We start from the raw sequence: 13267 nt of genomic DNA, 5'->3' as shown, positions 1-13267 counted from the left end.
GAATCTGACGCGATTGAATCATACAAAATATCCTCATAGAGGATTTTGTATGCCATATGCGTAAGACCTGAACGGGTCCGGTCTATAAAGGACCGGGCCCGTTTACTTTTTCGCGGAACCGGAACGCCGCCAGGAACAATCCGCGCGATATAATACGCATAACCGTGCGATGCGATTATCTGTAATACGCATGACCGTGCGATGTGTTTATCTGTAATATGCATATCCGGTGTCCGGCAACGCAGAAACATCTAGATAAAAGGAGAAAAATCATGGCATTAAACAAGAAAACAGTTGATGACATCAACGTAAAAGGCAAGAGAGTCCTGGTTCGCTGCGACTTCAACGTACCGCTGAAGGACGGAAAGATCACAGACGAGAACCGTCTGGTAGCAGCGCTTCCCACCATCAAGAAGCTGATTGCTGACGGCGGAAAGATCATTCTCTGCTCTCACCTTGGAAAGGTAAAGACAGAGGAAGACAAAAAGACAAAGACACTCGCTCCGGTAGCTGCACGTCTGTCTGAGCTTCTCGGCCAGGAAGTCAAATTCGTTCCGAGCCCGGTTGTCGTTGATGACAATGTCAGAGCGGCTGTAAACGAGATGAAGGACGGAGACGTGATTCTTCTTGAGAACACACGTTTCCGCAAGGAAGAGACGAAGAATGAGGATGCATTCTCCAAGGATCTTGCTTCTCTCGCGGATGTATTCGTAAACGACGCGTTCGGAACCGCACACCGTGCGCACTGCTCCAACGTAGGCGTCACAAAGTACATTGACACCTGTGTGGTAGGATATCTGATGGAGAAGGAGATCGCATTCCTCGGCAACGCCGTTGAGAATCCGGTTCGTCCGTTCGTGGCGATCCTCGGCGGAGCAAAGGTAGCGGACAAGCTGAACGTTATCAACAACCTGCTGGAGAAATGTGATACCCTGATCATTGGCGGCGGAATGGCTTACACCTTCCTGAAGGCAAAGGGGTATGAGGTTGGAAAATCTCTTCTTGACGAGACAAAGATCGACTACTGCAAGGAGATGATGGACAAAGCTGAGAAGCTTGGCAAGAAGCTCCTGCTTCCGATTGACACTGTAGTAATCAGCGAGTTCCCGGATCCGATCGATGCACCGATTGACACAGAGGTTGTCGACGCGGACAAGATCCCGGCAGACAAAGAGGGCGCTGATATCGGACCGAAGACCATCGCTCTGTACAGCGATGCAGTGAAGTCCGCTAAGACCGTTGTATGGAACGGACCGATGGGCGTATTCGAGAACCCGATTCTGGCAGCAGGCACAAAGGCAGTCGCAGCAGCACTTGCCGAGACCGATGCCACCACAATCATCGGCGGCGGTGACTCCGCGGCGGCAGTCAACCAGCTCGGATACGGCGACAAGATGAGCCACATTTCTACCGGCGGCGGCGCTTCTCTTGAGTTCCTCGAGGGCAAGGAGCTTCCGGGCGTAGCAGCGGCAAACGACAAGTAAGTAAGGTATAAGCTCTTCGAAAACGCGGACAGGATCGTCACGCGCGGAGCGTGTGTAAGAAAATGTAGGATTGCCAGAGTGCGAAGCACGAAGCAATCCGCAGCTTACACGGTTTACGACAGAATGCAAATAGAAAATACAGATTTTCATACAAGGAGGCCACTACAATGGCAAGAAGAATTCTGGCAGCAGGCAACTGGAAGATGAACAAGACACCTTCCGAGACGAAGGCACTTATTGCGGAGATGAGAAAGACATGCGCTTCCGACAGCGTAGATGTTCTGCTCTGCGTACCGGCAATTGACATCCCGGCGGCAGTAGAAGCAGCCGCAGGCTCCAATATCCAGATCGGCGCAGAGAACATGTATTTCGAGGAGAGCGGCGCATACACCGGAGAAATCTCTCCGGCTATGCTTGTTGACGCAGGCGCGAAATATGTGATTCTCGGACATTCTGAGAGAAGAGACTACTTCGGTGAGACATCCGAGGATGTCAACAAGAAGATGAAGAAGGCCTTCGAGCACAATCTGATCCCGGTTATGTGCTGCGGCGAGTCTCTGACACAGAGAGAGCAGGGCATTACCATGGACTGGATCCGTCAGCAGGTTAAGGTTGGTTTCCAGGATCTGACTGCAGATCAGGCAAAGACGGCAATCATCGCATATGAGCCGATTTGGGCGATCGGAACCGGAAAGACCGCTACATCCGATCAGGCAGAGGAAGTCTGCAAGGGAATCCGTGACCTGATTCGTGAGCTCTACGGAGCAGAGGTCGCAGAGGAGATCCGTATCCTTTACGGCGGTTCTGTAAAGCCGGCAAATGCAGCAGAGCTTTTCGCAAAAGAGGACATCGACGGAGGCCTCGTCGGCGGCGCTTCCCTGAAACCGGATTTCGGCGATATCGTTAATTACAGCAAGTAATATCCTCTGCGCAAGTCGTGGAAAATCAAGGACGGGCAAACGTCTTCGAAACGATATCATTGAATACGCGGACACTGCGCAGGCAGTGGAAAATTAAGGACGGGCAAACGGGCAGGAGCGGGTTTTCAACCTTGACTACCTGCTGTTTGCCATGTAAAATATATTCGTTAAGTAATGCCCCGCAAGCGGGGCATAAGGTTACATTATCATCAATATTTTAGGAGGAAATAAGTAAATGGCTAGAAAATGGGTCTACCTGTTCAGCGAAGGCAATAAAGACATGCGTGAGCTGCTCGGTGGTAAAGGCGCTAACCTTGCTGAGATGACAAATCTGGGACTTCCGGTTCCGCAGGGATTTACCATTACTACAGAAGCTTGTACCCAGTACTATGAGGACGGCCGTCAGATCAATGACGAGATCCTCGGACAGATCAGAGAGTACATGGGCAAGATGGAAGAGATCACCGGCAAGAAGTTCGGCGATATCGAGAATCCGCTGCTTGTATCCGTTCGTTCCGGAGCTCGCGCATCTATGCCGGGTATGATGGACACCATCCTGAACCTGGGTCTGAATGAGCAGGTTGTTGAGACAATGGCCAAAAAGTCCGGAAATCCTCGCTGGGCATGGGACTGCTACAGAAGATTCATCCAGATGTTCTCTGATGTAGTTATGGAAGTTCCGAAGAGCCTCTTTGAGAAGCTCATCGACAAGAAGAAAGCTGAGAAGGGAGTTAAGGACGATGTAGATCTGACCACAGAGGATCTGCAGGATCTTGTAAAGCAGTACAAGGTGCTTTACAACGAGAAGATCGGCAAGGACTTCCCGACAGACGCAAAAGAGCAGCTGGTTGAGGCAGTAAAGGCTGTATTCCGTTCCTGGGACAACCCGCGTGCAAACGTATACCGTCGTGACAACGATATCCCGTATTCCTGGGGAACCGCTGTTAACGTACAGATGATGGCATTCGGTAACATGGGACCGACTTCCGGATCCGGTGTTGCATTCTCCCGTGATCCTGCAACCGGTGAGAACGCATTCTACGCTGAGGTTCTGATGAATGCTCAGGGTGAGGATGTCGTTTCCGGTGCACGTACACCTATGAAGATCGACGAGATCAAGGTAAAGCTGCCGAAGATCTACGACGAGCTGATCGCCATCTCCAACAAGCTGGAAGATCACTACAGAGATATGCAGGACATGGAGTTCACCATCGAGGATGGAAAGCTTTATATGCTGCAGTGCCGTAACGGTAAGAGAACCGCAAAGGCAGCTCTGAAGATTGCCTGCGACCTTGTTGCTGAGGGCAAGATCGACAAGAAGAAAGCGGTTCTTGACGTTGATCCGCGTAACCTGGATACCCTGCTTCACGGTTCCTTCTCCAAGTCCGTTGTAAAGAACGCGACACAGATCGGCAAGGGACTTCCGGCTGCTCCGGGTGCTGCTTGCGGTAAGATTGTCTTCACCGCTGAGGAAGCAAAGAACGCTGCAAAGGACGGCGAGAAGGTCGTTCTGGTTCGTCTTGAGACCTCTCCTGAGGATATCGAGGGAATGAAGGCTGCTCAGGGTATTCTGACCGCTCGTGGCGGAATGACCTCCCATGCAGCAGTAGTAGCACGTGGCATGGGCGCATGCTGCGTAGCAGGATGCTCTGATATCTCCTTCGCTGAGGACGGAAAGTCCTTTACCCTTGGCGGAAAGACCTATCATGAGGGAGATGTGATTTCCTTCGACGGTTCCACCGGAAACATCTATGACGGCGCTCTTGAGGTTCAGGAAGGCGCAGTTGAGGATGAGGATTTCGCAAAGCTGATGTCCTGGGCTGATGAGTTCAGAACCATGAAGGTTCGTACAAATGCTGATACCCCGACTGACGCAAAGAAGGCTCGTGAGCTTGGCGCTGAGGGAATCGGTCTGTGCCGTACAGAGCATATGTTCTTCGCAGGCAACAGAATTGATGCCATCCGTGAGATGATCGTCGCTGACAACAAAGAGGATCGTGAGAAAGCTCTTGACAAGATTCTTCCGCTTCAGCAGGGCGACTTCGAGCAGCTCTTCGAGGCCATGGAGGGAGACCCGGTTACCATTCGTTTCCTGGATCCGCCGCTTCATGAGTTCGTTCCGAAGACAGAAGAGGACATCAAGAAGGTTGCAGATGACACAGGCAAGACTGTAGATCAGGTTAAGGCTGTAATCGCAGGACTGGTTGAGGCGAACCCGATGATGGGACATCGTGGATGCCGTCTGCCGATCACCTATCCGGAAATCGCAGTAATGCAGACAAAGGCTGTTATCCGCGCTGCCATCAAGGTTCAGAACGCGCACAAAGACTGGACCATTGAGCCGGAGATCGAGGTTCCGCTTGTTGGAATCGTAAAAGAGATGAAGTTCGTCAAGGACATCATCGTTAAGACTGCTGATGCTGAGATCAAGGCAGCAGGATCTGATATGAAGTACAAAGTCGGCACCATGATCGAGATCCCGAGAGCCGCTCTGACCGCTGACGAGATCGCAAAGGAAGCTGAGTTCTTCTGCTTCGGTACAAACGATCTGACACAGATGACATTCGGATTCTCCCGTGATGATGCAGGTAAGTTCCTTGAGTCTTATTATGACAATAAGATCCTTGAGAACGATCCGTTCGCAAAACTGGATCAGGATGGCGTCGGCAAGCTGATGAAGATGGCTGTAAAGCTTGGCCGTGAGACCAACCCGAAGCTTCCGATCGGTATCTGCGGCGAGCATGGCGGAGATCCGTCTTCCGTTGAGTTCTGCAACGAGATCGGTCTCGACTATGTATCCTGCTCACCGTTCCGTGTTCCGATTGCGCGTCTTGCAGCAGCACAGGCTGCCATCAAGCAGGCAAAGTAATCCGGTCTTTCACAGACTTTTAATTGAATCAAACCGGGTCTCTGCGATACGCAGAGACCCATAGCGTCCAAAAGCAGGGGCTGCTGCACTACGTGAGTAGTGCGGCAGCCCCTTAATATATGCGTCAGGCGTACAGAACAGAAAATCCCGGGAAGCCAGTAAATGAATGGCTTCCCGGGATTTATCTCGTTCTGTTATTCAAATTCGATGGTCCCCGGCGGCTTTGAGGTGATGTCATAGAATACTCTGTTGACGTGATTCACTTCGTTTACAATCCGGTTCGTTACTTTTTTCAATACCTCATACGGAATTTCCACGGCGTCGGCGGTCATGAAATCTACAGTGCTGACTGCGCGAAGGGCAATAGCATAGTCGTAGGTCCGCTCATCCCCCATGACACCGACCGATCTCATATTGGTCAGAGCGGCGAAGTACTGACTGGCGACCTTATTCATTCCGGCCTTGTCCATTTCTTCGCGGTAGATTGCGTCAGCCTCCTGAACAATCTGTACCTTCTCAGGCGTTACTTCTCCGATGATACGAATACCTAATCCCGGTCCGGGGAAGGGCTGTCTCATAACGAGTTCCTCCGGGATTCCGAGATGGAGGCCGACCTTCCGGACCTCATCCTTGAAGAGGTCGCGGAGCGGTTCAACGATCTCCTTGAAATCGACATACTCCGGAAGACCTCCGACATTGTGATGAGATTTGATCGTCGCAGATTCACCGCCCAGACCGGATTCCACAACATCCGGGTAGATTGTTCCCTGGACAAGGTAATCGACCTTTCCGATCTTTTTTGCTTCCGCCTCGAAGACACGGATGAAATCTTCTCCGATGATCTTACGCTTTCTCTCCGGCTCTGTCACGCCCTTGAGATCAGCAAAGAAGCGATCTCCGGCATTCACGCGTACAAAGTTCAGATCATAGGGGCCGTCAGGGCCGAAGACCTTCGATACCAGATCTCCCTCATCCTTCCGAAGCAGTCCGTGGTCCACGAACACGCAGGTCAGATTCCTTCCGATTGCCTTCGACAGCAGAACAGCAGCCACAGAGGAATCGACTCCGCCGGACAGGCCGCACAGAACCTTTCCGTCTCCAATCTTCTCGCGAAGCTCCCGGATCGTCTTCTCTGCGAAGTCATCCATTTTCCAGGTGCCTTTGCAGCCGCATACGTTCCATACGAAATTGCGAAGCATCTCTTTTCCGAACTGGCTGTGGAGCACCTCCGGATGATACTGAAAAGCATAGAGCTTTTTCGAGGTGTTCTGAACAGCAGCATACGGACAGTTCGCGGTATGTGCGATCACTTCAAAGCCGTCGGCGATTCTTGTGATATAGTCGTTGTGACTCATCCAGACAATGCTCTTCTCCGGAACCCCTGCAAATACAGGGGAATCCGGCCGGTCGATGATAAGTCCGGTTTTCCCGTATTCCCGCTCGGGCGCCTTCTGCACGTCGCCGCCCAGAACATACATCATGAGCTGTGCTCCGTAACAGAGTCCGAGAATCGGAATTCCCATCTCAAACAGTTCCTTCGATGCCGTAGCCGCACCCTTCTCATATACGCTGTTCGGACCGCCGGTTAGAATGATACCCTTCGGGTTCATTGCCTTGATCTGGTCCAGAGGCGTCCGGTAGGAATAAATCTCACAGTACACATTGCTCTCACGCACCCGCCGCGCGACAAGCTGATTGTACTGACCGCCAAAATCAATGACGATTACTTTCTCCTGATCTGCCTGTGCCATCTAAAATTCTCCTTATACCAAAATACATATGTCATCAATATTAGAATAATAATATCAAATGCCTGTATTTGACAATTATACCCCCTATACAATCTTCTGTCATTATAGAATTTCCATCAGCTCTTTTAGCATAGAATTTCCATCAGCTCCTCTTTTTCTGTATGGAGTGGCTCTGATGTCCCATCGGCTCCGGCGTTGTACGATTTATGTTTTTTTTATTTGAGGAGGCTCGGATTCAGGCATATCTCATCGGTCGGGATGAGAGTGAGTCCGAGCTTTTTTAATGTCTCCTCGCCGTATTGGAAAGCGAACACTTCGTAGGGACTTTTATCACCGAAAGTTTTTCGCTTATACGAATTGATATGGCTCATCATAAGAGATATCTTTTCCTGAGAATACGGTGTTATATCGGTGTGTTTTGGGATGATTCGGCAGATCATCTCATGACGGACTTCGCGCCGAGCCTTGATTCAGATAATACGGTAGTGTACTCATCCTGCGCCGATTCAGCATTATATGTACGCTTTTCAAGGTACGGATTGTTTACCGCTTACTTTATGACATTATAGATTTCATAACCTATTTCTTATTTTTCGGTATTCTCTTGGCGAATATCCTTTCAGCTTGTGAAAAAGCCGGCTGAAATAAAGCTGGTTATCATATCCGACAATCTTAGAAATCTCATTGATGGAATAAGTTGTTGTTTCAAGTAACATCTGAGCATTGTTGATGCGGATTCCCACAATGAATTGCATTGGTGTAGAACCGGTATATTTTTTGAAATTTCGGATAAACCAGCTGACACTCATGCCTCGTGAGGCAGCATAATCATCAATATTGATATTTTGATTGTAGTTTTCACGGAAAAAGATAACAGCATTATCCATCTCATGATCAAGATATTCATTTTTTAATATGTGCTCTCTTGTCAGTTCCCGGTGGAAACTAATCAGAAGATGACGTAGCAAAAGGACAAGCATTTCCTCATAATTATCCTGACAGCGTTGGAGCTCGATAATAATACGCTTGAAAATTTGTTCATATTCATTAGATGTACCAACTTGAAAGACATGTTCTTTATCTGGAAACCCATATTGACGTAAGATATTTTTTACATTGCTTCCTGTGAAGTGAATCCAGTATACTTCTGTCTTATCTTCTCCGTAATATTCATATTTTTGGAGTTCTTTCGGTCTGTACAGTACAATGTTGCCGGCTGGAACAATCGTTTCATTATTTACATTATCAAAATGAAAATGCCCACAACCAGCAGTGATATATATAATCTGATAATCCAGACGACCCCTTGGACGGTAGGTCGGAAGTTTGGGATATCTGGAAAGACGGTAAGTACCACAGCTACCGACAATCAGCGGACGACTTTTGTCTTTGAAATCCATATGTGAGTGGTTCAAATAACCGGTGTTCATATACATAGGGCAGCACCTCTTTTCATACTTTTATCATTGTATCATTTAGTGCATATTTTGTCTAATCCAATTCATAGATATATTTTGCGAATTAGGATAAGTTATATATAGCATAACTAAGGAACGTAAACAAAAAAGCATAAGGCTTGCTTTAGGAAAACAAAGAACAAAAAAGTGTATGTATTGGAGGAGAGCTGTTTATGATCGTACCACGTTATTATGAAAATCTAAGCGTACTGCACGAAAACACAATGCCAGCCAGAGCCTATTATATTCCGGCATCCAGAAGAATGGATAACTTGGTGGAACACAGAGAAGAGTCAGATCGTATGCAGTTATTGAATGGAACTTGGAAATTCAAGTATTTTAACAGCATCTATGACATTCAGGATTCTTTCTTTGAGAAGAATTATGATACAGAAAATTTTGATGAGATTCAGGTTCCAAGTGTATGGCAGATGGCTGGATATGATACACACCAGTATACAAACATCCGGTATCCATTTCCGTTTGATCCACCATATGTGCCACAGGACATTCCGTGTGGAGCCTATGTACATACTTTTGAGTACAGTAGAGATGAGAAAGCGCCAAAATCTTTTTTGAACTTTGAAGGAGTAGACAGTTGCTTTTACGTATGGATCAATGGCTCTTACATAGGATACAGCCAGGTTTCGCATATGACCAGTGAGTTTGATGTTACCGATGTACTTCAGGATGGAACGAATACGGTGGCAGTGTTGGTAATGAAGTGGTGTGATGGTTCCTATTTGGAAGATCAGGACAAATTCCGTATGAGTGGTATTTTCCGGGATGTGTACATTTTGAAACGGCCAAAACAGGCAATCAGTGATTATCATATTAAAACAAGAATTGAGGATAGTCTTGCGAAAGTAGAACTTGACATGAAATTCTACTCTCCCTTAAATGTAAAAATTTCGATTGAAGATAGAAACGGAGCAGTTGTAGCACGAGGAAGTATTGCTGAAGAAGGAACAGCTGTATTAGAAATCGCGAGTCCGGAACTTTGGAATACAGAAAATCCATATCTATATAAACTGATTCTTGAAACAGAGAACGAAGTAATTGTAGACCACATTGCATTAAGAAAGATAGAGATTCAAGACCAGGTTATTTATTTAAATGGACAGAAGATAAAATTCCGTGGTGTCAATCGACATGATTCCGATCCGGTTACTGGATTTACAATCAGTCTGGAACAGATTACAACCGATCTTACGTTAATGAAGCAGCATAATTTTAATGCGATCCGTTCCAGCCACTATCCGAACGCACCATTTTTCTATGAACTGTGTGACAAGTATGGATTCATGGTAATAGATGAAGCAGATATTGAAGCTCATGGTCCATTTATGATCTACAGAAAAGAAGACACTGATTACAATCGGTTCAAACGATGGAATGAGAAGATTGCAGATGATCCGGTATGGGAAGAGGCAATCGTTGATCGCGTAAAACTCATGGTGGAGCGTGACAAAAACCGTTTCTGTATTGTTATGTGGTCAATGGGAAATGAGAGTGCTTATGGCTGTAACTTTGAAAAAGCACTGGAATGGACAAAAAATTTTGATCCAGACCGCATCACACAATATGAGAGTGCAAGATATCGTAATTATGATAAAACATATGATTACAGCAATCTGGATGTGTACAGCCGGATGTATCCGGCGCTTTCCGAAATTCAGGAATATCTGGATAAAGATGGAAGCAAACCCTTCCTTTTGGTGGAGTACTGTCACAGTATGGGAAACGGACCTGGAGATTTTGAAGATTACTTCCAGATGATTCAGGATAATGATAAAATGTGCGGCGGTTTTGTCTGGGAATGGTGTGACCACGCGATTGCTCATGGAACTGCTGAGAATGGAAAGACTATATATGCTTATGGGGGCGACCATGGCGAAGAAATTCATGATGGCAACTTCTGTATAGATGGATTAGTATATCCGGACAGAACGGTACATACAGGGCTTTTGGAATACAAGAATGTTTATCGCCCGGCAAGGGTTATTTCCTATGATAAAGAAAGTGGAGAACTGGTGCTTCATAACTACATGGATTTTGATGACTTGAAAGATTATGTGAAGATCAGTTATGAACTGACGCAGGACGGGCTTGTAATCAGCAAAGGTAAACTGCCAGAAGTTTCAGCAGCACCACACAGTGAAGGAAAAACAAACCTGAAGATCAATGTGCCAGAGAGTGGAAAATGTTATTTAAAATTTATTTACCATCTGAAAAAGGAATTGCCACTGTTGGATGAAGACCATATTCTTGGATTCGATGAAATTGAGGTAAGCAAAGACGGTGCAAAATGTAAACTTGCTGAGAAATGGCTACAAAAAACAGCAATGGGCTCTGAATTACAGGTAAATGAAAATGATACACAGATTCATATCAAGGGGCGTGAATTTGCTTATACCATAGACAAACGTACTGCACTCTTTACAGAGATGAAATTCGCAGGGCGGGAATACTTGAACCATCCGATGGAATTAAATATTTGGAGAGCTCCAACAGATAACGATATGTACATCAAGTCTGAATGGAAGAAAGCTCACTATGATAAAGCTTATACAAGAGCCTACACGACAGAGGTTGTGCAGGGAAAACATGGTGTGACAATTACAAGTCGTGCATCCGTTGTGGCAGAGACAGTCCAGAAGATTCTTGATGTGACGATAACATGGAAAATAGAAGCTGCTGGAAAGATTGATGCAGATATTGCAGTAACAAAAGACGATGAATTTCCGGATCTGCCAAGATTTGGTGTGAGGATGTTCCTGGATAAAAATCTTTCATCTGCAAGATACTTTGGAATGGGACCACAGGAAAGCTATTGTGACAAACATCAGGCTGCGAGCCACGGCTTGTACCAGGCAAATGTAGACGATTTGCATGAGGATTATATTCGCCCACAGGAAAATGGAAGCCATTATGATTGTGAATATGTAGAGCTTCATAACAGCCGATATGGAATTGTGGTATCCGCGGAAAATGCCTTTTCATTCAATGCTTCTTATTATACACAGGAAGAACTTGAGAAGAAAACACATAATTATGAACTGACAGAATCAGATAGCGTAGTATTTTGCGTTGACTACGCATTAAATGGCATTGGTTCTAATAGTTGTGGTCCAGTTGTATTGGATCAGTACCGATTTGATGATGCATTATTCCGGTTCCAGTATACGCTGATACCGTATGTAAAGGGATAATAAAGTTTCATGTAACCCGTAAACAAAGAAGGATAATCTGATTGAGATGTAAAGTCCGGATATACAGAGCAATCAGACAAAAACAGAGAAAAATTAGAATTAGACATCATGCGGCTAGACATATTGAGATTCTAAGTGCGATAAAGATGAGGAGCAAAGAAATTCGATGGAAGAAAAAAAGTATTTGAAATGGTATAACAAAATTGGATATGGATCAGGTGATATTGCAGGCAATGTAGTCTATGCGTTCCTGACATCTTTTATGATGGTCTATCTGACGGACTCGGTAGGACTTGCTCCAGGTGTCGTGGGTACCCTGATTGCCATATCAAAAGTATTTGATGGTTTTACGGATATATTTTTTGGATCAATGATTGACAAAACACACAGTAAAATGGGAAAAGCGAAACCCTGGATGCTATACGGATATATTGGCTGTGCCATTACGCTGGTCTGCTGCTTTTCAGTACCGGTGAGTTTGGGAACAACGGCTAAATATGCATGGTTCTTTATTTCTTATACACTGTTAAATTGTGTGTTTTATACAGCAAACAATATTGCTTACTCAGCACTTACGTCACTGATTACAAAGAACAGCAAAGAGCGTGTGCAGATGGGATCTTGCCGTTTTATTTTTGCATTTTCAACAAGTCTTCTGATTCAGGCGATTACAGTTGGATTTGTAGATAAATGTGGTGGAGATGCTGCGGCATGGAGAACGGTTGCTATTATCTATGCAATCATTGGTCTGGTCGTAAATACGATTTCAGCACTTTCTGTTAAGGAACTTCCGGAGGAAGAACTTAATGAAGGAGAAGTAAAGAATGATAATGAAAAGTACGGAATGGTACAGGCATTCAAGCTTCTTGTCAAAAACAAATATTACATGATGATTTGTGGAACATATATTTTACAGCAGTTATATGGTGCCATGATTGGAGCTGGCATTTATTACATGACATGGGTACTGAAAAATAAGAATTTGTTTGGACAATTTGCATGGGCAGTAAATATTCCTCTGATCATTGCCCTGATTTTCACACCGACATTAGTTGGTAAGTGGAAAGGTATGTATAAACTGAACTTAAGAGGTTATGTCTTAGCAGTCATCGGTAGAGCACTTGTTGTTGTTGCAGGATATATGGGCAGTGTTCCGCTGATGATGGCATTTACAGCTCTTGCAGCCTTAGGTCAGGGACCATGGCAGGGAGATATGAATGCAGTTATCGCATCCTGCTCTGAATACACTTATCTTACACAGGGAAAGAGAATTGACGGAACGATGTACTCTTGTACTTCTCTTGGCGTAAAAATCGGTGGAGGTATTGGAACCGCTGTTGTTGGATGGATGCTTGAGTTTAGTGGATATATCGGAACAAATGCAACTCAGCCGCAGTCTGCACTTGATATGATGCAGTTTATGTATCTTTGGCTTCCGTTAATCTTTGATGCATTGATTATGTTTGTACTTTCAAGAATGAATGTAGAAGATGCAAATAAAAAACTGAAAGCAGAAAAAGGAATTAAATAAGAAACTGGCAAGGATAGGACTTGATGTGCCAGAAGAACATTTT

The 13267-nt window shown here is 45.7% G+C and carries 7 protein-coding genes; 5 read left to right on the top strand and 2 right to left on the bottom strand.

Annotated features, from left to right (window positions below; all coding sequences use genetic code 11):
* Window positions 1-272 precede the first annotated feature (272 nt).
* The 3 genes from ACTNDI_RS10700 (at window position 273) to ppdK (ending at window position 5273) form a co-directional block, all read left to right on the top strand.
* Window positions 273-1484, top strand: coding sequence for a phosphoglycerate kinase (locus ACTNDI_RS10700; protein ID WP_441100979.1), 1212 nt, complete (start codon window positions 273-275; stop codon window positions 1482-1484).
* 167 nt (window positions 1485-1651) lie between these two features.
* Window positions 1652-2404 (top strand): triose-phosphate isomerase, encoded by a 753-nt coding sequence (gene tpiA / locus ACTNDI_RS10695; RefSeq protein ID WP_441100978.1) that lies wholly within the window; start codon window positions 1652-1654, stop codon window positions 2402-2404.
* A gap of 235 nt (window positions 2405-2639) precedes the next feature.
* Window positions 2640-5273: a pyruvate, phosphate dikinase gene (gene ppdK, locus ACTNDI_RS10690; protein ID WP_441100977.1), complete on the top strand. Its 2634-nt coding sequence runs from the start codon at window positions 2640-2642 to the stop codon at window positions 5271-5273.
* Window positions 5274-5467: 194 nt separating this feature from the next.
* On the opposite strand, the gene guaA is transcribed toward ppdK, so the two are convergent.
* Together guaA and ACTNDI_RS10680 are read right to left on the bottom strand one after the other, a co-directional pair.
* A complete protein-coding gene (gene guaA / locus ACTNDI_RS10685) occupies window positions 5468-7024 on the bottom strand; it encodes a glutamine-hydrolyzing GMP synthase (protein ID WP_441100976.1) in 1557 nt (518 codons plus the stop codon).
* A 572-nt stretch (window positions 7025-7596) separates the two neighbouring features.
* Window positions 7597-8460: a helix-turn-helix domain-containing protein gene (locus ACTNDI_RS10680; RefSeq protein ID WP_441100975.1), complete on the bottom strand. Its 864-nt coding sequence runs from the start codon at window positions 8458-8460 to the stop codon at window positions 7597-7599.
* Between the two features lie 194 nt (window positions 8461-8654).
* Here ACTNDI_RS10680 and ACTNDI_RS10675 point away from each other — a divergent pair, with 194 nt between their 5' ends.
* Window positions 8655-11693 carry a glycoside hydrolase family 2 TIM barrel-domain containing protein gene (locus tag ACTNDI_RS10675; RefSeq protein WP_441100974.1) on the top strand — a complete coding sequence of 1013 codons (3039 nt, stop codon included), beginning with the start codon at window positions 8655-8657 and terminating at the stop codon, window positions 11691-11693.
* Window positions 11694-11859: 166 nt separating this feature from the next.
* A complete protein-coding gene (locus ACTNDI_RS10670) occupies window positions 11860-13224 on the top strand; it encodes an MFS transporter (protein ID WP_441100973.1) in 1365 nt (454 codons plus the stop codon).
* Window positions 13225-13267: the final 43 nt, after the last annotated feature.

The organism is Bilifractor sp. HCP3S3_D3, assembly GCF_052063915.1.
Taxonomy (GTDB): Bacteria; Bacillota; Clostridia; order Lachnospirales; family Lachnospiraceae; genus Bilifractor.
The sequence above is the reverse complement of the archived record's forward strand: the minus strand, read 5'-3'. Positions and strand labels throughout refer to the sequence as shown.